This window comes from Sulfitobacter sp. W027, assembly GCF_025143985.1.
Classification (GTDB): Bacteria; Pseudomonadota; Alphaproteobacteria; order Rhodobacterales; family Rhodobacteraceae; genus Sulfitobacter.
Genome location: NZ_CP083566.1, coordinates 110,321 through 129,402, shown reverse-complemented (window position 1 = coordinate 129,402; position 19,082 = coordinate 110,321). Strand labels below are relative to the sequence as shown.

The 19,082-nt window shown below is 62.6% G+C and carries 17 protein-coding genes; 12 read left to right on the top strand and 5 right to left on the bottom strand.

From position 1 onward, the window contains the following. Nucleotides 1-7: 7 nt before the first annotated feature. The 3 genes from K3759_RS18100 to K3759_RS18090 are packed head-to-tail and all read left to right on the top strand — an operon-like array spanning nt 8 to nt 3,683. Nucleotides 8-514 carry a 2Fe-2S iron-sulfur cluster-binding protein gene (locus tag K3759_RS18100; protein WP_259985973.1) on the top strand — a complete coding sequence of 169 codons (507 nt, stop codon included), beginning with the start codon at nt 8-10 and terminating at the stop codon, nt 512-514. Next, nucleotides 511-1,497 carry a xanthine dehydrogenase family protein subunit M gene (locus tag K3759_RS18095; RefSeq protein ID WP_259985972.1) on the top strand — a complete coding sequence of 329 codons (987 nt, stop codon included), beginning with the start codon at nt 511-513 and terminating at the stop codon, nt 1,495-1,497. Before K3759_RS18100 ends, K3759_RS18095 begins: the two co-directional genes overlap by 4 nt. Then, nucleotides 1,494-3,683: a xanthine dehydrogenase family protein molybdopterin-binding subunit gene (locus K3759_RS18090; protein WP_259985971.1), complete on the top strand. Its 2,190-nt coding sequence runs from the start codon at nt 1,494-1,496 to the stop codon at nt 3,681-3,683. Before K3759_RS18095 ends, K3759_RS18090 begins: the two co-directional genes overlap by 4 nt. A gap of 15 nt (nt 3,684-3,698) precedes the next feature. Here the strand turns inward: K3759_RS18090 and K3759_RS18085 are convergent, their stop codons facing one another. Continuing rightward, nucleotides 3,699-5,096: an amidohydrolase family protein gene (locus K3759_RS18085; protein WP_259985970.1), complete on the bottom strand. Its 1,398-nt coding sequence runs from the start codon at nt 5,094-5,096 to the stop codon at nt 3,699-3,701. Next, nucleotides 5,096-5,791, bottom strand: coding sequence for a GntR family transcriptional regulator (locus K3759_RS18080; protein ID WP_259985968.1), 696 nt, complete (start codon nt 5,789-5,791; stop codon nt 5,096-5,098). The genes K3759_RS18085 and K3759_RS18080 overlap by 1 nt, the downstream gene beginning before the upstream one ends. 199 nt (nt 5,792-5,990) lie before the next feature. On the opposite strand from K3759_RS18080, the gene K3759_RS18075 reads away from it, so the two are divergent. From K3759_RS18075 to K3759_RS18035, 9 genes are all read left to right on the top strand, one after another. Next, nucleotides 5,991-7,562 (top strand): ABC transporter substrate-binding protein, encoded by a 1,572-nt coding sequence (locus K3759_RS18075; protein ID WP_259985967.1) that lies wholly within the window; start codon nt 5,991-5,993, stop codon nt 7,560-7,562. Nucleotides 7,563-7,623: 61 nt separating this feature from the next. Further along, on the top strand, nt 7,624-8,610 hold the full coding sequence (locus K3759_RS18070; protein WP_259985966.1) for an ABC transporter permease: 987 nt from the start codon (nt 7,624-7,626) through the stop codon (nt 8,608-8,610). Between the two features lie 10 nt (nt 8,611-8,620). Then, the gene (locus tag K3759_RS18065; RefSeq protein ID WP_093928662.1) at nt 8,621-9,544 is read left to right on the top strand and encodes an ABC transporter permease; all 924 of its coding nucleotides are present in this window, start codon (nt 8,621-8,623) and stop codon (nt 9,542-9,544) included. Nucleotides 9,545-9,553: 9 nt separating this feature from the next. Beyond that, entirely contained in the window at nt 9,554-10,519 is a 966-nt protein-coding gene (locus tag K3759_RS18060) for an ABC transporter ATP-binding protein (RefSeq protein ID WP_259985964.1), read from the top strand. Next, complete coding sequence (locus tag K3759_RS18055; RefSeq protein ID WP_259985962.1) at nt 10,516-11,553, top strand: ABC transporter ATP-binding protein; 1,038 nt, start codon at nt 10,516-10,518, stop codon at nt 11,551-11,553. The genes K3759_RS18060 and K3759_RS18055 overlap by 4 nt, the downstream gene beginning before the upstream one ends. A 4-nt stretch (nt 11,554-11,557) precedes the next feature. Then, nucleotides 11,558-12,193 carry a flavin reductase family protein gene (locus K3759_RS18050; RefSeq protein WP_259985960.1) on the top strand — a complete coding sequence of 212 codons (636 nt, stop codon included), beginning with the start codon at nt 11,558-11,560 and terminating at the stop codon, nt 12,191-12,193. Then, complete coding sequence (locus K3759_RS18045) at nt 12,190-12,930, top strand: aspartate/glutamate racemase family protein (RefSeq protein WP_243263544.1); 741 nt, start codon at nt 12,190-12,192, stop codon at nt 12,928-12,930. Before K3759_RS18050 ends, K3759_RS18045 begins: the two co-directional genes overlap by 4 nt. Nucleotides 12,931-12,943: 13 nt before the next feature. Further along, nucleotides 12,944-14,149, top strand: coding sequence for an amidohydrolase family protein (locus tag K3759_RS18040; protein WP_259985956.1), 1,206 nt, complete (start codon nt 12,944-12,946; stop codon nt 14,147-14,149). Beyond that, nucleotides 14,134-15,606, top strand: coding sequence for a chlorohydrolase family protein (locus tag K3759_RS18035; RefSeq protein WP_259985954.1), 1,473 nt, complete (start codon nt 14,134-14,136; stop codon nt 15,604-15,606). Before K3759_RS18040 ends, K3759_RS18035 begins: the two co-directional genes overlap by 16 nt. Here K3759_RS18035 and xylB read toward each other — a convergent pair. The 3 genes from xylB to K3759_RS18020 form a co-directional block, all read right to left on the bottom strand. Continuing rightward, nucleotides 15,598-17,040 (bottom strand): xylulokinase, encoded by a 1,443-nt coding sequence (xylB, locus tag K3759_RS18030; RefSeq protein WP_259985952.1) that lies wholly within the window; start codon nt 17,038-17,040, stop codon nt 15,598-15,600. The two genes, K3759_RS18035 and xylB, sit on opposite strands and share 9 nt — an antisense overlap. 62 nt (nt 17,041-17,102) lie before the next feature. After that, complete coding sequence (locus K3759_RS18025; RefSeq protein ID WP_259985950.1) at nt 17,103-18,050, bottom strand: ABC transporter substrate-binding protein; 948 nt, start codon at nt 18,048-18,050, stop codon at nt 17,103-17,105. A 33-nt stretch (nt 18,051-18,083) separates the two neighbouring features. Beyond that, the gene (locus K3759_RS18020) at nt 18,084-19,082 is read right to left on the bottom strand and encodes an ABC transporter permease (protein ID WP_067624941.1); all 999 of its coding nucleotides are present in this window, start codon (nt 19,080-19,082) and stop codon (nt 18,084-18,086) included.

Sequence of the window (19,082 nt, the reverse complement as noted above, 5' to 3'; positions counted from 1 at the left end):
ATTTGTCGTGGAAACGAACTTGACCATTAATGGCACCGAACAGCGGCTGGATCTTGATCCCCGCACTACGCTGTTGGATGCGCTGCGTCACCATCTTGGACTGACCGGCAGCAAGAAGGGCTGCGATCATGGGCAGTGCGGGGCTTGCACCGTCATGGTGAATGGGCGCCGGATCAATGCCTGTCTGACGCTGGCCTGCATGCATGACGGCGATGAGGTGACCACCATCGAAGGTATTGGCCAGCCCGGCAACCTCAGTCCGCTGCAAGAAGCCTTTGTCAGCGAGGACGGCTTTCAGTGCGGCTATTGCACCCCCGGTCAAATCTGCTCGGCCACCGCGATGCTTGAGGAGGTCTCAAACGGGTGGCCCAGCCATGTGACAGACGATCTGGGCGGTAAGGTGGAGCTCACGTCTGAAGAGATCTCGGAACGGATGAGCGGGAACCTCTGCCGCTGCTCCGCCTATCCCAATATCGTCGAGGCGATCCGCAAAGCCGCGGGGGAAAACGCATGAGACCTTTTGACTATACCCGCGCCGAAACCGCCGAAGCCGCCGCACGTCAAGCGGCCGGCGGGGGCACATTTATTGCCGGAGGCACCAATCTGCTGGACCTGATGAAGCTGGAGGTCATGGCCCCCAAGGCGCTGATCGACATCAACCGGCTGGACCTCGATGAGATCGTTGAGACCGACGCCGGCGGGTTGCGCATCGGAGCGTTGGTTACCAACAGCGATCTGGCCAATGACGCCCGCGTGCGCGAGGACTGGCCAGTGCTGAGCCGCGCGCTGCTGGCCGGGGCCAGTGGACAGTTGCGCAACAAGGCGACGACGGGCGGCAATTTGCTGCAACGCACCCGCTGCCTGTATTTTTATGACCGCGCCATGCCCTGCAACAAGCGCGAGCCGGGCACGGGTTGTTCGGCGAAAGAGGGGTTCAACCGTATTCTCGCCGTGTTGGGCACTTCGGAGCATTGCATTGCCACCCATCCCAGTGACATGGCCGTGGCAATGCGGGCGCTTGGGGCAGAAGTGGAGACCTTGAAAGAAGACGGCAGCACCCGCCGTCTGACGCTTGACGATCTTTACCTCTTACCGGGAGATCGGCCAGACCAGGAGACCGTGCTTGAACCCGGTGAATTGATCACGGCTGTGGTGCTGCCCGTGCCTGTTGAGGGCAAGCAGACCTACCGTAAAGTGCGCGACCGGGCCTCCTATGCCTTCGCGCTCGTCTCTGTCGCCGGGATCATCAAAATGGAGGACGGGCGCATTGCCCGTGCTGATCTTGCCTTTGGCGGATTGGCCCCCAAACCTTGGCGCAATGGTGATGTCGAGGCGTTGCTGACCGGAGAGGCGCCCTCTGAAGCGTTGTTTAACAGAGCCGCCGATCTGCTGCTTGCAGAAGCGCAAGGCTATGGCGCGAATGATTTCAAAATCCCCCTCGCCCGCCGCACACTGGTTTCGGTGTTGAACGAACTCACTGAGGAGGCACAGCAATGACCGAGCAATTCAAGATGGACGCCCCTGCCACTGCGCACAGGCTCGACGATATGGTGCAGGGTCTTGTAGGCGCGCCGCTCGACCGCCCTGAGGGGCCGCTGAAAGTAACCGGCACCGCGACCTATGCCAATGAATGGCAGGTCGAGGGGATGGTGCACGGCGTGATGGTCCGTGCGCCCGGTAACAGCGGACGCGTGGTTCTGGCGAACCGGGATGCCGTGGCGAAGATGCCGGGCGTCTTGGCGGTGATTCAAGACGAGCGCCTGCTGCGCAACCCCGCCCAAGGCACCGCGAACAAGGCTCCCATTCAAGGCCCGCAGCACGTCGCCTACCTTGGACAATTGATCGCCGTGGTAGTCGCAGAAGGCTTTGAACAGGCCCGCCATGCCGCGCAATCGCTGCAGGTGCATCTTGAGAACGGTGAAGTCATGCCGGTCGATCCCGCCACGGCGGCGGTGGAACCGCAGGAGGGCAAAGCTCTGGATCAGGGCGATTTGGAAAGCGCGATGAAAGACGCGGCATTCTCGGTCGATGTGACCTATACCACTCCCTCGCATTCCAGCTCCCCGATGGAGCCGCATGCCTCTATTGCCTCGTGGGAAGTTGATGACCTTACCCTGCGCGGCAGCTATCAGATGCTGAAATACAACCGCAATGAACTCTCGGACGCGCTTGGTATTCACCCGGATCGGCTGCGCATTCTGTCTCCTTACGTCGGCGGCGGCTTTGGCTCGAAACTCGGGATCGCGCCCGAGGCGGTTGCGGCGGCGATTGCCGCGAAAGAGGTGGGCCGCCCCGTATCCGTCGCGCTACAGCGGCCACAGGTCTATGAGGCGACGATGCGCCGGTCCGAGACCACGCAGCGGGTGCGTCTTGCTGCGGATGCCGAGGGAAAGCTGACGGGGCTGGGCCATGATGCGCGCGTGTCAAACCTCCCCGGAGAGACTTTTGCGGAGCCGGTCTTGCAAGCGTCGCATTTCCTTTATGCCGGGGCCAATCGCAAGATGTCGATGGAACTGGCGCGGGTGCATCGCCTTTGCGCAGGGTCCGTCCGTGCACCGGGTGAAGCCGTGGGCGTGACCGTTCTAGAGGGGGCGATGGATGAGTTGGCCGTGAAGATTGGCATGGACCCGGTCGAGCTTCGCCGCCGCAACATCCCCGAGAAAGACCCTGAAAGCGGGAAAGACTTCTCCTCTCGCCGCTTCCGCGAGGCGCTGGACAGCGGGGCCGAAAGCTTTGGCTGGGCCGACCGTCCCGGTGTCAAAGAACGGCGCGAGGGGGAATGGCTAATCGGCTACGGCATGGCCTCGGCGGCGCGGATCAACGCGCTGATGGAAAGCCAAGCGCGGGTGACGCTTTTGCCCAAGGGCCGGGTGCGGGTCGAGACGGATATGACCGACATCGGCACTGGCACCTATGCAATCCTCGGGCAAATCGCGGGGGACATGCTAGGTCTGCCGCGCGATGCCGTGGATGTGGTACTGGGCGATACCGCCCTGCCCCCGGCCTCGGGCTCCGGCGGGTCTTGGGGGGCGTCGTCGAGCGGCACCTCGGTTTATCTGGCCTGCGAAGCGATCCGGAAACAATTGGCCGAGCGGCTGGAGGTGGATGAAAACGACCTCACGCTGAAAGACGGGATGGCCACTTTCGACAATCAGACCCGGAGCCTGAGTGATATCCTCAACGGGGATGAGATTGCCAAACTCGGTCATGTGCTGCCCGGGGACACTTCCGAGGCGGTGCGGCAGGCGACCTTTGGCGCCTATTTCGCCGAAGTCGCAGTGCATGCAGCCTCAGGCGAGACGCGGGTGCGGCGGATGCATGGCACCTTTGCCGCCGGTCGAATCCTGAATGCAAAGACGGCGCGGTCGCAATGTCTGGGCGGCATGACCTTTGGCATCGGCATCGCGCTGACCGAGGAAATGGCTTTCGATCCGCGGGATGGCCATGTGGCCAACCATAACTTGGCCGAATACCACATCCCGGTGAACGCCGATGTGCCGCAACTGACCGTTGATCTGCTGGAAGAGCGGGACGATTGGGCCAACCCGCTTCAGGCGAAGGGGATCGGTGAGTTAGGCATCTGTGGCGCGGCTGCGGCGATCACCAATGCGATCTACAACGCCACCGGAGTGCGGGTGCGCGACTATCCCGCCACCTTGGACAAGGTGATTGCGGGCATGTGAGTTAGAAGGGGCGGCCTAACCCGCCGCCCCCTGCTCTGCCAACAGATGCGTCAGGTCACAACGGGCCACGGCCTCCTGCAGCTCCTGCGCTGCTGCATCAAGGATTGCCCCCTCGTCCAGCGCCGTGCGGCGGTTTTGCATGCGGACCTCGCCATTCACGATCACCGTATCCACATCCGCCGCATTGGCAAATTGCGCCACGGTCGTCAGAGGCATCATTGGCGGATAGAGATGCGGTTTGCGCCGGTCCAGCAGGATGATATCGGCCTTCTTGCCTACTTCCAGTGACCCGAGCTCATCCTCCAGCCCAATGGCCTTGGCCGCGTCGATGGTGCACATTTCCAAGACGTCGAGCGGCATCATCACCTCGGGGTCGCGGAAGTGGCGGCGGTGGTAGTGCAGGCATTGGGCCATGTGGCGGAACATGTCATAGCCCCGATCCGGTGCCGCCGCGTCAGAGCCAAGGGCGACATTCACCCCCATCTCGCGCAGTTCCGGCGCAGGGCAGCGACCCAACACCGACATGATAGCCGAGGGGTTGTGCACGATGGAGGCGCCACTGCGTTTTGCGGCCTCCATGTCTTCGGCGGTCAGGTCAACCGAATGCGACAGATAGGCCCAGGGACCGAGGATGCCAAAGCTTTCGGCAAGCGCAATCGAACCGTCGCGGTGCCCGTCTTGGGTAAAGCGAAGGCCGTGCTTTTCGCGCAGGGCCATGGCCGCGTCGCACATCTGGCGGATCTCATCCGGGTCTTGCGCGGATTCCGCGGGGGAGTAGACGGGCATGATCAGGCAGATGCCGGTCCGGCTTTCCAGCAGATCGTTGTGCTTTTGTGCCAACTCACCGCAAACCGCCAGTTGATCTTCGAATGACATTGTGATGTCGCGCGTCAGATCAAGGCTTGTGTAGCGTTTCGGAAAAGGCCGCCGGTTCAGGCCTACAGCCAGCATGGTCCTGATGCCGATTTCTCGGGTGGCGGCGCAGTGCAGATTGCCCGCTTCGGTCGCATCGGTGCGATAATGATCCGCGCCGCCACCGAGCAGCATGGTGCAGGTGGTGATCCCGGCCTTCAACCGCTCCAATCCCGAGAGCCGCGCCTCGGCTTGCCAGAAACCGGGGGTGGAGCCGCGCGTATAAATGTCTTCGCAGGCCTGAAACCACGCATCGCCATCCCCGCCGCCCAAGTTGCGGGTCAGACCATGGCCCGCATGGGCATGGCTGTCGATCAGCCCCGGCAGGGTGATCATATCCTCCCCCGCAATACGCGCTGCCCCGTCGGGGATGCTGACCTCAACGGCGGGACCGACGGCGGTGATGCGGTCCGCTTCTATCAGGATTGTCGCATTCTCGATGACCCGGCGGGCGGGGTCCATGGTGATGGCGGTGGTGTTGGTGATCGCGCGGATGGTCATTACAGGTCCTCACTCAGAGCCGTGCCCAGAACGTCGTCCTGCAGCCCGTTTCCATCGCCCGAAACCTCTAGTTCCAGCAGGCGCTCGGCCTCGACCAGATGCGCGTCCATGGCGGTTTGTGCGGTTTTAAAATCCCCCGCGGCCAAGGCCGCCACAATCGCGGCATGTTCATCCGGGCCGCATTGGGCATCGCATTTGGGCTGGAAAACAGCCGTCACAAGTGTGCTTTTCGACACCAGATCGCGTAGGATGTCGGCCAACAGCGGTGAAGCGGCAAGCTCGGCCAAGAGCATGTGGAACGCCCCCGAGAGCCGGATGATTCGCGCCGTGTCCCCTTCGGCCAGCGCTTCGCGCTCCTCGGCGATATGGGCCTCTAATGCGACGAGTTTTTCCTGTGCACCGTGCTTTTTCAGCGCTTCGATCACGCCCCTCTCGACCACGCGCCGGGTAAAGAAAACGTCTCGTGCCTCGTCAACCGAAGGGGTGGTGACAAAGGCACCGCGGTTGGGGATATGGCTCACCAATCCGTCATGGGTCAACTGATCGAGCGCACGGCGGATACGTGGACGGCTTGCACCGAAAATCTCGCACAGGCGCTCTTCTTTCAGTCGCGTGCCGGGTGGCAGGCGACGTTCGGCGATGGATTTCCAGATCCGTTCGTAGATCTGCTTTTCCGTAAGCTTTGCTTTCGTCACTGCCGACCCCTTATCGAATGTTCATTTTTATAACTGCTCCGATTGTCGCCGAAGTGACCGATATTATGCAAGCAATTAGTGTATTCAAAAATTGTTAACAATAATTGTAGACAGAAAAATGGAATCATGCCAGCCTATCTTCAGTCGCTGTGATGCAGGCCCACTGTGCCCGCTTGGCAGCCGCAACAGGGAGATAACAATGACACCGCGTAATTTTCTATTTACCGCGACCTCCGCACTGGCGATTGCCTGTGCCGGGGGCGCTCAGGCCGAGACGTTCCGGCTGGGCACCAATGGCGATCTTTACGGCCTTGACCCGCACTCGATGACCGACAGCTTTACCGTCTCGTTCCTCAACCACGTCTATGAGGCGCTGGTGCGCTATGATGCGGACCTCAAGATTGAGCCGGCCTTGGCCACAAGCTGGGAGCAGATCGACGAGACCACCGTGCGCTACACATTGCGCGAAGGGATCAAGTTCCACGACGGTCAGGACTTCTCGGCTGAGGATGTGGTGGCATCGGTGAAACGCGCGGCGCATGAAGACTCGCCCATTCGCGGCAATATCGCCGGGCTGGTCGACGCCAAGATGGTCGATGAAATGACGGTCGATCTGATGCTCGACGGGCCAAACCCGCTTCTGAACAACTTCCTGACTAACGTGCTGATCTTTGACAGCGGCTGGCTGGAAGAGCATGACGCGCTTGACCCGATCGACGCGCAGAAGGGCGAAGAGGGCTACACGACCTCGAATGCCAATGGCACCGGACCCTTCCGGTTTGAATCCCGCACCCCCGACGCGCAGACTGTGCTGACCGTGAACGAAAGCTGGTGGGACGAGCCGCAGCACAACCTGACCCGGATCGAGTTGAACCCGATCAACTCCGACGCGACCCGCGTGGCAGCGATGCTGTCTGGCGAACTCGACATGATCTTCCCCTCCCCCCTACAGGACGCCAAGCGGATCGAGTCCACCGACGGCATGCATGTGTTGGAAGCCCCCGGCCTGCGCGCGATCATGATGGGCATCAACATGTCCGACAAATCCAACAACCCCAACCAAGACGGCAACCCGCTGCAAAAGGTCGAGGTCCGTCAGGCGCTGGTCCATGCGATCAGCTATGACCTGCTGCGCGACAAGATCATGCGCGGCAAATCCCGCAACCTTGGTGGGCTGGTCGCCCCGCAGGTGCCGGGCTTTGACGAAGGTGTCGATGCAATCCCCGCCTATGACCTCGAAAAGGCCAAGCAGATGCTGGCCGATGCGGGCTATCCCGAAGGTTTCAGCCTAAACATGAACTGCCCCAATGACCGCTACGTCAACGACGCGGCGATCTGTCAGGCGCTGGCGGCGATGTTTGCCCGCGTCGGCGTGAAGGCGGACCTCACGGCAGAGACCAAGGCGATCCACTTTGAGCGCGCCCGCGCCAATGAGACGGATATGTTCATGCTGGGCTGGGCGACGCTGCCAATGCTCGACGGCTACTCGGTCCTTTCGGCCATGTTGCACACCCCCGGCGGGCAGATGGGCACATGGAACCCCGGCGGCTATTCCAACGCCGAGGTCGACCGTTTGACCCAAGCGGTGGCGACGGAACTCGACGCCGAGAAACGGCACGAGATGATGGTTGAAGCCTTCCGCATCGCGGATGAGGAAGTGGCATGGTTGCCGCTCCACGCGCAGCCGCTGTCTTGGGCCGCCCGTGACGCCGTGAAGATCCCCCAGACCGCGGATGACAAGCCGCGCCTCTGGCTCGCCCGGATCGAGTAACCTCCCCCGGCGGGCGACCTCCCCACGCCCGTCACCCTTCCCTTGCCAGCCGGAGGCCAGCATGTTTGCCTTTCTTATCCGCCGTATCATTCAGGCCGCGCTGGTGATGCTCGTCGTCGCCTCGATCGCCTTCTTGATGTTTCGCTTTCTGGGCGACCCGATTTCCAACCTTCTACCCGAAGATGCCACCGTTCAGGACCGCGCCGAGATGCGCGAGAAGATGGGGCTGAACGATCCTGTTCTGGTGCAATACGGGCGCTTCATCGTCGATGCCGCCCAAGGCGACTTCGGCCAATCCTACCGCAACAACCGCCCCGTCTCGGACCTTCTGGCCGAACGCTTCCCCGCCACCGCCGAACTGGTGCTGGTCGCGGCCAGCCTTGCACTGGCGCTTGGCATCCCCTTGGGCATCTATACCGCACTGAACCCACGCGGCTGGCTGAGCCAGGGGTTGCAGGTGGTCTCTCTCTTGGGCATTTCGGTGCCGACCTTCGTGACCGGCATCCTGCTGATCCTTGTCTTCTCTGTCACCCTCGGCTGGCTGCCCAGCTTCGGGCGCGGCACGGTGGTTGATCTAGGCTGGTGGACGACGGGTTTCCTCACCACCTCGGGCCTCAAAGCGCTAATCCTGCCCGCGATCATGCTCGCCCTGTTCCAGATGACGCTGATCATGCGGCTGGTGCGCGCCGAGATGCTAGAGGTGCTGCGTGCCGACTACATCAAGTTCGCCAAGGCGCGGGGCATTCCCAGCCGGATGCTGCATTTTAAATACGCGCTGAAGAACACGCTGATCCCGGTGATGACCATCTTCGGTCTGCAATTGGGCGGGCTCATCGCCTTTGCCATCATCACCGAGACGGTCTTCCAATGGCCGGGCATGGGGTTCCTCTTTATCCAAGCGGTGAACTTCACCGATGTCCCCGTCATGGCCGCCTATCTGGTGCTGGTGTCCTTCATCTTTGTCGTCATCAACACGCTGGTCGACCTTTTGTACAACGTCGCCGACCCGCGCCTGCGGGCCGAGAGAACGCCCGCGCGCGGCGTCTGAGGAGCAGAATATGTCAAACTTCATGCCCATGCTGTACGCCTTCTGGGACAGCGATATCACCTACAGTTTCCGTAAATCACGGGTGGCTGTCATCTCGGCGCTGGTCCTGCTGGCGATGTTCCTCACGGCGATCTTTGCCCCGAGCCTCGCGCCACAGAACCCTTTCGACATCGCAGAACTGGACCTTTTCGACAGTGAATTGCCCCCGTTCTGGGTCGAGGGCGGCAGTACCGCTTACCTCCTCGGCACCGACACGCAGGCCCGTGATGTGCTGTCGTCTATCATGCACGGGATGCGGATTTCCCTGCTGGTGGGTTTCGCCAGTGTGATCCTCGCCGCTGTGATGGGGGTAACCCTCGGACTGCTTGGTGGCTTTCTCGGCGGGATCGTCGACGCGGTGCTGATGCGGATTGCCGACGTCCTGCTCAGCTTCCCGCCGATCCTCGTGGCGCTGCTCATCAACGGTGTGCTGCGCGGCGCTCTGCCCAGTTCGGCGCAGGCCGAGTCGGCGCTCATCGTGCTGATCCTATCGATCGGCCTGACCAACTGGGTGCAATACGCCCGCACCGTGCGCGGCTCGACCATGGTGGAGCGCCGCAAGGAATATATCGAGGCGGCGCGCACGCTCGGCACCGGTAAGGTGGCAATCATGATGAAGCATATCTTGCCCAACGTGCTTGGCCCGGTGCTGGTGATCGCCACCATCAACCTCGGCATGGCGGTGCTGACCGAAGCGACGCTGAGCTTTCTGGGTGTCGGCATGCCGCCCACCCAGCCCTCGCTCGGCACGCTGATCCAGATCGGCAATGAATTCTTGTTTTCGGGCATCTGGTGGGTCGTCGTCTTCCCTGCCGCGGCACTGGCGATCCTCGTGTTGGCGGTGAACCTGCTGGGCGACTGGCTGCGCGATGCGCTTAACCCCAAATTGCGGTGAGGTACCCCAATGTCACTTCTTGAACTGGACAATATCGTTGTCGAATTCCCCACCCGCCGCGGCCCGTTGGAGGCCGTCAAGGGGCTGAGCCTTGATCTCGACGAAGGCGAAATCCTCGGGCTGGTCGGTGAATCCGGCGCAGGCAAGTCGATCACCGGGGCGGCGATTACCGGGCTGATCGAACCGCCCGGCTTGATCCGCTCGGGCGAGGTGCGCCTGCGTGGCGCACGGATCGACAACCTGCCCCCCGAAAAGATGCGCCGCATCCGGGGCAAAGAAATCGGCGCGATCTTTCAGGACCCGCTGACCAGCCTCAACCCGGTCTATACCGTGGGCGAGCAACTCATCGACACGATGCGCGTGCATCTGGGGTTTGATCACAAGACCGCCCGCCAGCGCGCCATCGACTGGCTGGCCGAAGTCGGCATCCCGGCCCCCGAGGCGCGGCTCGACCAATATCCGCACCAGTTCTCGGGCGGGATGCGGCAGCGTGTGGTGATCGCGCTGGCGCTTTGTGCCGAGCCGAAGCTGATCATCGCGGACGAGCCGACCACGGCGCTTGATGTGAGCGTGCAGGCGCAGATCCTTGCCCTGCTGAAACGGCTCTGCCGCGAGAATGGCACGGCGGTGGTTCTGGTCACCCACGACATGGGCGTGATCGCCGAGACCGCCGACCGCGTCGCGGTGATGTACGCCGGGCGGCTGGTCGAGATCGGCGACGTAAAACAGGTCATCGAAGAGCCGCTGCACCCCTATACGCGGGGCCTCATGGCCTCGATCCCGCAGATCGGCAACCGCGACCGCCGCCTTACGCAAATCGAGGGCGCGATGCCCGGCCTGCGCAACCCCGCCCCCGGCTGCGCCTTTGCCCCGCGCTGCCCGCGTGCGATGGAACACTGCCACAGCTTGCGCCCCGCGCCACAGGATGCAGGCACCGGCCAAGTCGCCTGCCACCTTTATGGAGAGACAGCATGACCCCCCAGATCGCCCCCGACGACATCCTCAGCGTGCAGAATATCTCCAAGCGCTTCGATGTGTCCGAACCCTTCCTCAACCGGGTGCTGGAACGCCGCCCGCGCCGCATCCTGACGGCGGTGAACGACATCAGCTTTGACGTGCCGCGTGGCAAGACCTTTGCCGTGGTGGGCGAGTCCGGCTGCGGCAAGTCCACCGTGGCGCGGTTGCTGATGGGGCTGCACACGCCAAGCGCGGGCGCCATCCGCTTTGAGGGGACAGACATCACCCATATGCCACCCGGCAATCCCCCCGAACTGCGCCGCCGGATGCAGATGATCTTTCAAGACCCTTATGCCTCGCTCAACCCGCGTTGGCGGGTGCGTGACATCATTGGTGAGCCGCTAAAGAACTTCGGCATCTGCAAGACCCGCGCCGAGGTCACCCGCGAAGTGGAAAAACTGCTGAGCCAAGTGGGCCTGAACCCTGCCGACGCCAAGAAGTTTCCGCATGAGTTTTCGGGCGGCCAACGCCAACGCCTCTCGATCGCCCGTGCCCTCACGACACGGCCCGAACTGCTGATCTGTGACGAACCCACCTCAGCGCTGGACGTGAGTGTGCAGAGCCAAATCCTCAACCTGATGAAAGACCTGCAGGATGAGTTCAACATGAGCTACATCTTCATCAGCCACGATCTGGCGGTGGTCTGGTACATGGCCGATGTGCTGGCGGTGATGTATCTTGGCAAGATCGTCGAGGTCGGCCCCAAGGAGCAAATCTTTGAGAACCCGCAGCACCCTTACACGCGTCTGCTGATGGAAACCGTGCCTAAACTCACTGTCGGCGGCACCGAACGGACCCCGGTGGCGGGCGAGGTGCCGAACCCGATCTCGCCCCCGCCCGGCTGTTCGTTCCACCCGCGCTGCCCGCTGGCGAATGACACCTGCCGCAGCGTGGCACCGGCATTGCACCTGCGCGCGGGCGGTCAGAAATCGGCCTGTCACGCGGCGGACGAAGGGCGGCTGCCGACATGGCTGCGGCTGGCGGCGGAGTAGCGGGATGGAATTTGACTTCACCACTCTGCCCGAGCGCGACCGCTACCGCCTGCTGTCCAGCTTCGTCGCCCCGCGCCCCATCGCGCTGGTCACGACGCTTTGCCCCGATGGGGTGGCCAACGCGGCCCCCATGAGCTTTTTCAACGTCTTCTCGCAAGAGCCGCCCATTGTGATCCTTGGCATCCAGACCCGGCCAGATGGCACAGTCAAAGACACGGTGAACAACATCAACGCGCGACAAAGCTTTTGTGTCAACATGGTCGACATGGCGCTGGCGCAAGCGATGATCACCTGCGGCATCAGTTATGAGCCGGACGTGGACGAGATCGCCACCGCCGGGCTGACCATGACGCCGGCCAACCAGATCGAAGGCGGTTGGATCGCGGAAAGCCCCTGCGCCATGGAATGCGTGGTGGCCGAGACCATCAGATACGAGCGGCGCGAGATCATTCTGGGTCGGGTCGTACAGATGCATATCCGCGACAACTGTCTTGATGACGCAGGCCGCTATGTGCGCCCCGAGAACTACCAGCCGATCGCGCGGCTGCATGCTGACAATTACATCACCTCTGACCGACAGTTCGAGCTGAGGGCCCCCGCCCAGCCTCCCGCTGGCGTGACACGGAAAGCCGCCCCATGAAAATCCACCTCATCAATCCAAACTCGACCGTGGGGATGACCGAAGCCATCGCCCGCACCGCCCGCGCCCATGCCGGGCCGGGGATCGAGATCATGGCCGTGACCGCGCACGGCACGCCGCCCAGCATCGAAGGCTATGCCGACGAGGCCCGCGCCGTGCCCGCCATGCTCGACGCCATTATCGCCGCTGAAGCGCAGGGCGCCGTGGCCCATGTGATCGCCTGTTTCGACGATCCCGGTCTTGATGCCGCACGCGCCGTGGCGATGGGGCCGGTGATCGGCCTGTGCGAAGCCGCGCTGATCGCGGCCGGAAGGATCGCCAAGCGCTTTTCCGTGGTCACAACCCTGCCCCGCGCCGTGCCGATCATCGAAGACCTTGGGGATCGCTATGGCTGTGGCCGGGCGCTCTGCGCGGTCCATGCCGCCGACATCCCGGTGCTCGACCTTGAGTTCGCCCCCGTGCAAACTCTGCCCCTCATTGCCCGCAAGATCCGCCAGTCGGTCGAAGAAGATCGGGCCGAAGCCGTGGTCCTGGGTTGCGCAGGCATGAGCGCGCATTTGGAGCAACTGGGCCGCGACGCCGGGGTGCCGGTGATCGACGGCGTGGGCTTTGCCATTCGCATGGCCGCGGGCTTGGCCGCCACGGGGCTGTTGACCAGCAAGGCAGGTGCCTACGCCCTGCCCCGCGTGAAACAAGCCGCTGAAGCGCCGCCGCGCCTAGCCCCCCTGACAAGATAGACTGGACCAGAAAATGACCAAGCCCCTGCTGCTCAAGAACCTGCGCCTGATGGGTGCCGCGAAAACCGATGTATTGATCGAAGAGGGGCGCATTGCCCGGATCGCTCCTGAGGTCACGCCAACTGGCGATGTCACCGTCGAAGACTGCAGCGACGCGCTCGCCCTGCTCGGCCTCATCGACGCCCATGCGCATCTCGACAAGACGCTTTGGGGCATGCCATGGCATCCACATCAACAGGGCAAAAGCCTGCAGCAGATGATCGACACCGAGCGCCATCTGCGCCACGAGTTGGACATGGACCCGGAGCGCCAATCGTCGCGGCAGGTGGCACTGGCGCTATCCAAAGGTACGACAGCGATCCGCAGTCATGTCGATATCGACACCGACCATGGGCTGCGCCTTTTCGAAGGGGTCGCCGCGACGCGGGACCGCTACGCCGAGGTCATGCAGATCGAGATCGTCGCCTTCCCGCAATCGGGCATGATGATCCGCCCCGGCACAGTTGAGTTGATGGACCAAGCCCTGCGCGACGGGGCCGAGATTGTCGGCGGGTTGGACCCCTGCGGCATTGACCGTGACCCTAAGGGCCAGCTTGATGCCGTTTTTGGCTTGGCTGAGAAACACGGCAAGCAAATCGACATTCACCTGCACGAGCCGGGTGAGATGGGCGCATTCAGCCTTGAGATGATCCTCGATCGGACCGAGGCGCTGGCGATGCAGGGTAAGGTGACGGTCAGCCATGCCTTCTGCCTTGGCATGAACGATCAGGCGCGGGTCGCCGCACTGCTTGACCGGATCGCGGCGTTGGACGTGTCGCTGGCCACCACTGCGCCTGCCTCGCGCCCGGTGCCTTCGGTCGCGGCCTGCCGCGAGCGGGGCATTGCGATCTGTGCGGGCAATGACGGCATCCGCGATACGTGGACGCCTTACGGCAACGCCTGCATGTTGGAACGCGCGATGCTTGTCGGCCTGCGCAACAATTTCCGCGCCGATGTTGAGGTCGCCTGGGCGCTCGACACCTGCACCACCGACGGGGCGCGGGTGATGGGGCTTGAGGGCTACGGCCTCACCGAAGGCAGCCGCGCCGATCTGGTGCTGGTGGATGTTGAGGCGGTCTCGGAAGCGATCACCCTGCGCCCGCCGCGCCGGTTGGTCATTTCCGGAGGACAGATCGTGGCGCGTGACGGCGTGACGGAGGCGACATGGCAAACGGCATGAGGCGCACGGCTCTGACCGCCGCTTGGGTCGTCGGTCATGCAGGCGGCCAGCACCGTCTCTTCCGCAATGGTACGGTCGTCGTTGAAGGGGAAAAGGTGCTGCACGTCGGCGATGACTTCGACGGTGACGTGAGCGAAACCATCGATTTCGGAGAGGCCATGATTGGGCCGGGGTTCATCGACCTCGACGCGCTGGCCGACCTCGACACCACCGTGCTGGGTTATGACAATCATCCGCCCGAACTCAAGGGTCGGGTCTGGCCCGAGAGCTATATGCAGGCCGGGCCACGCGAGATGTATTCGCCCGAGGAACTGGCACTTCAAAAACGCTACGCCTTCTCCCGCCTTATTCGCAACGGCATCACCACGGCACTGCCTATCGCTTCGCTGTTTTACCGCGCTTGGGGAGAGACTGCGGAAGAGTTTGACGCCGCGGCGGATGCAGCAGCGGACCTCGGGCTGCGGGTCTACCTTGGCCCCGCCTATCGCAGCGGCAATCTGGTGGTGAATGCGGAGCGGCAGATCGGTTTTCACTATGACGAAGCGCGCGGGTTTCAGGGGCTTGCAGATGCCGAAGCCTTCATCACCCGCCATGAGAACACCCACGGCGGGCTGATCCGGACGATGCTGGCGCCCGACCGGATCGAAACCTGTACGCCCGACCTCCTGGCCCGAAGCGGTGCCGCCGCACGCGCCCATAACGTACCGATCCGGCTGCATTGCTGCCAGTCCCGGCTGGAATACGATCTGGTGTTGCAACAGCACGGCAAAAGCCCGCTGGAATTGCTGCGGGACACCACCTTCTTCGCCCCCGCAACGATCCTGCCGCATGGTCTGTTCCTATCGGGCGTCAACGGGATCACCCATGACGCGCCGGACCATGACATTCTGTGCCAATCAGGCGCGGCCTTGGTGCATTGCCCGCTGGTAATGGCGCGGGGCGGGAAGGTGATGCAGTCCTTTCCACGCTTCCGCGACCTTGGGGTGACCATTGGCATGGGCACCGATACGCATCCGGCGGATATGATACAGAATATGGCGATTGGCGTGATGACGGCCCGGATTGCCGAAGGGAATGCGACCTGTGTGAGCGCCGCCGATTTCTACAATGCCGCCACTTTGGGTGGAGCGGAGGCGTTGAACAGGCCAGATCTGGGGCGGCTCGTCCCCGGTGCGGCAGCGGATCTGAATGTGATCCGCCTTGATAACCCCGACATCGGCCAGCGCATCGACCCGATCCAAACCCTGCTGCTGAACGGCTCGGGCCGTGATGTGTCTGACGTGATGATTGCCGGGCGATTCGTCATGCGCGATGGCATCATCCCCGGTGTCGATGAGGGGGAGTATCACCGCCGCGCGCAGGCGCAGTTCGATGGCATGGTGGCACAATATCCTGATCGGACGCTGTTTCATCCGCCGGTCGAGGAGATCTTCCCCACAAGCTATCCGCTAGGTTGACGCCCCATTCCAAGCGGCACGGAAGGCTGCGTAGCCTCTCGCATAGGCTGGTTTGAGTGCGGGATTGGGGGCGATACTCTTGCGGATTTTCGGGGGCACAATCACTTCTGGTTGCGCCACCTCACCGCTGCCCAGCATCGCCAGCCGCGCCGCCCCAAGCGCTGCCCCCTGCGCGCCACTTTCGGGCACGTCGAGGGTCAGGCCAGTGATATCGGCGATCATCTGAAGCCAGGTTTCCGACTGGCTGCCCCCACCCGCCACGCAGACACGCTCAGGCAGGGAGCCACAGTGTTCGAGCGCACGACAGCAATCGGCAAATGCAAAGCCGACCCCCTCCATCACCGCTTGCACCATATCGGGCAACCCATGCGCGCGGCGCAGACCGTGGAAGGCACCGGTGGCATTGGGTGCGTTATGCGGGGTCCGTTCGCCCGAAAGATAGGGCAAGAAAGTGATTGGCGAGGGCTGCGCCACGTCCCCCACCATGCCCGCCAGCGCCGCCGGGTTCTGCCCGGTGATCTGCCCCAGCCAAGCCAACGCATCCGTGGCCGATAAGATCACGCCCATCTGGTGCCATGTCTCGGGCACCGCATGGCAGAAACTATGCACTGCGCTCTCAGTGTTACTGGCGAAACGGTCAGTCACGGTGAACAGCACGCCCGAAGTGCCGAGTGACAAAAACCCCTGCCCCGGTTGCACCAGCCCCAGCCCCACGGCGGTGGCAGCGTTGTCGCCTGCACCGCCCGCAACGGCGACATTGCTGACACCCCAGTCGGCGGCCAGATCCGCCCGAAGCCCGCCCGCCCGCGCGCTGCCTTCGACCAAGCGTGGCATATGATCACGGGTCAGGTCCGTGGCGGCGAGCAATTCATCAGACCAATCGCGGTTGCCGACATCAAGCCAAAGCGTGCCTGCCGCGTCAGACATTTCCGAGACATGTTCCCCCGTCAGCCAAAGACCGACATAGTCCTTGGGCAACAGAACTTTGCGGACCTGTGCGAAAACCTCAGGCTCATGCTTTTGCACCCACCGCAACTTGGGCGCAGTAAAACCTGCCATGACAATATTGCCGCCTAGCCCGCGAAAATCGGCGCGCGCTTCCAACTCCGCGCATTCGGCGTGGGCGCGGCCATCGTTCCACAAGATTGCCGGGCGCAGGGGCCGGTCGTTGGCATCCAATAGCGTGGCACCGTGCATCTGGCCCGACACGGCAATGCCGCGCAGCGCTGCAAAGTGCACGGGGGCCACCGCGCGGACCTGCGCAATCGCGGCCTCGCAGGCGGTGATCCATGATTGAGGGTCCTGCTCGCTCCACATCGGGTGTGGGCGCTGAACCTCCAACGGGGCATGACCCTCGGCCAAGGCTTTTTGGCCTTCGTCGATCAAAAGCGCTTTGACGCCCGAGGTGCCTAGGTCCAAGCCGAGATAGGTCATGCGGTACTCATTACTATACAAATGAAAGGGGGCCACCGGCGGGCTGCCGGTGGCCTTGGCCATCAGAACGGGCTGTCAGGATAGTAGAAATCCATCGCGTTCTCTTGGGTCACCAGAACCGAACCGATGACGAAAGTGCCCGAGACCGGCGCGTTGGAGGTGAGGCCCACGGCGGTCAGTTCAATCGCGGTGGCGATCATCGAAGGCGGATAAGTCACATTGGCCGGGATCATCGCGTCGCCATCGGCTGTGCGCTTGATCATCTCTTTCATGCCGGCACCGCCGAGTACGAATTTCACATCATCGCGCCCTGCGGCCTCAATCGCGGCCAGCACGCCAATCGCCATATCATCATCCGAGGCCCAGACCGCGTCGATATTGGGGTATTTCGACAGGAAATCCTGCATCACGGTAAAGCTGTCGTCGCGGTTCCAGTTGCCATGCTCCATGTCGAGCACATTGATGCCGGAGCCTTCGATCGCCGCGTTGAAGCCCTCGACACGCTCATTGTCGATGGTGGTGGGGATGCCGCGCAGCACGACGATATCGCCGCCATCGGGCATTTGCTGGGTCATAAACTCACCCGAGACCTTGCCAAAGCCGCTGTTGTCGCCCGCCACATAGAGGTCTTGAATGCCTTCAACCGACAGACCCCGGTCGACCACCGTCACCCATGCACCGCCGTCGGCCACAGCCTGCACCGGCGGGGTCAGCGGATCGGATTCGAACGGCAGCACCACCAGCGCGTCGATGTTGCGTGTGGCGACCATGTCTTCGATATCGTTGACCTGTTTGCCGGGGTCCGACGCGGTGGCGAGCACGAAGTCGAGGTCAGGATAGACCTCTTCCAACCGCTCGACGGTTTCCTTGGCGTGGAAGTTCATGCCCCCCGCCCAGCCGTGGGTCGCCGCCGGGATCGAGACGCCGATGACCTTGGTCTCTTGGGCAAAGGCGCCCGTACCGACAGCCGTGGCCAGCGCTGTGGCAATGAATGTTTTGGTAAATGTCATTTTTGCTCCTCCCATGAAGCATTCAACTACGGCTTAAAGCGCCGTCTTCCTTTCGCGCTGTAGGATCACAGCGAGAATGATGATAATCCCTTGGATCGCCCCGTTGAGATATGGCGATACGAAATCGGTGAGGTTCAGAATATTGCCGATGAGGCTTAGGATCAGCACGCCGATGACGGTGCCCCAGACCCGACCGAAACCGCCCTTAAGCACGGTGCCGCCTATGATAACGGCGGCGATGGCCTCCAGCTCCCACAGCACCCCGGTCGAGGCCGAGGCCGAGCCGAGGCGCGGCACATACATGATCGTGGCGATGCCCACCAAGATGCCCAGAGCGGCATAAGAGATCAGCCGCGTGCGGTTGACGTTCACATTGGAATAATGCGCGACATGTTCGTTGGAGCCCGTGGCGGCGCAGTGGCGGCCATAGACGGTGCGCGACATGATGATTTCGCCGATGATGACCACCAGCGCAAAAACGATGATCGGCCAACTGATCCCGAGGATCCCGTCAAAGTAAACGGGCCGGTAGAAACTGCGCAGACCAAAATCGAGCGACAGGGTGCCGCCATCGGCCAGCCACGTCACCAGCGAGCGGTAGATGCCCATGGAGCCAAGCGTGACGATGAACGCCTCAATGCCAAGCGCGGTGATCAAAAAGCCGTTCAACAACCCCGCCAGTAGCCCCGCGACGATGGCCGTGAACATCCCCAACAGGATAATCGGCACGCCGACGCCGAGGCTTGGCAAAGCGGCGTTCATCACCAAGATCATCAGCCCCGCGATAAAGGCCGCCATCGACCCGACAGAGAGGTCAAGCCCCCCGGCGGTAATGACAAAGGTCATCCCCACCGCGATGATCCCGATAAAGGCCGAGCGGGCAAGCACGTTGGTGATATTCGCCGCACTTAGGAAGTTGGAGTTCATCAGCGCGCCGATGACCAAAAGGACGATCAGCGCGATGATTGGCCCGAGGACGGACATCGACGGCATCCGGAAGCTTTTGGTGTGAGGTGTGGTTACATCTGTCAT

Excerpts from the sequence above, each read along its gene's own strand:
- K3759_RS18095 (WP_259985972.1), top strand. The coding sequence starts at position 511 with ATGAGACCTTTTGACTATACCCGCGCCGAAACCGCCGAAGCCGCCGCA.
- K3759_RS18090 (WP_259985971.1), top strand. The coding sequence starts at position 1,494 with ATGACCGAGCAATTCAAGATGGACGCCCCTGCCACTGCGCACAGGCTC.
- K3759_RS18085 (WP_259985970.1), bottom strand. The coding sequence starts at position 5,096 with ATGACCATCCGCGCGATCACCAACACCACCGCCATCACCATGGACCCC.
- K3759_RS18075 (WP_259985967.1), top strand. The coding sequence starts at position 5,991 with ATGACACCGCGTAATTTTCTATTTACCGCGACCTCCGCACTGGCGATT.
- K3759_RS18070 (WP_259985966.1), top strand. The coding sequence starts at position 7,624 with ATGTTTGCCTTTCTTATCCGCCGTATCATTCAGGCCGCGCTGGTGATG.
- K3759_RS18065 (WP_093928662.1), top strand. The coding sequence starts at position 8,621 with ATGTCAAACTTCATGCCCATGCTGTACGCCTTCTGGGACAGCGATATC.
- K3759_RS18060 (WP_259985964.1), top strand. The coding sequence starts at position 9,554 with ATGTCACTTCTTGAACTGGACAATATCGTTGTCGAATTCCCCACCCGC.
- K3759_RS18055 (WP_259985962.1), top strand. The coding sequence starts at position 10,516 with ATGACCCCCCAGATCGCCCCCGACGACATCCTCAGCGTGCAGAATATC.
- K3759_RS18050 (WP_259985960.1), top strand. The coding sequence starts at position 11,558 with ATGGAATTTGACTTCACCACTCTGCCCGAGCGCGACCGCTACCGCCTG.
- K3759_RS18045 (WP_243263544.1), top strand. The coding sequence starts at position 12,190 with ATGAAAATCCACCTCATCAATCCAAACTCGACCGTGGGGATGACCGAA.
- K3759_RS18040 (WP_259985956.1), top strand. The coding sequence starts at position 12,944 with ATGACCAAGCCCCTGCTGCTCAAGAACCTGCGCCTGATGGGTGCCGCG.
- K3759_RS18035 (WP_259985954.1), top strand. The coding sequence starts at position 14,134 with ATGGCAAACGGCATGAGGCGCACGGCTCTGACCGCCGCTTGGGTCGTC.
- xylB (WP_259985952.1), bottom strand. The coding sequence starts at position 17,040 with ATGACCTATCTCGGCTTGGACCTAGGCACCTCGGGCGTCAAAGCGCTT.
- K3759_RS18025 (WP_259985950.1), bottom strand. The coding sequence starts at position 18,050 with ATGACATTTACCAAAACATTCATTGCCACAGCGCTGGCCACGGCTGTC.
- K3759_RS18020 (WP_067624941.1), bottom strand. The coding sequence starts at position 19,082 with ATGACAGATGTAACCACACCTCACACCAAAAGCTTCCGGATGCCGTCG.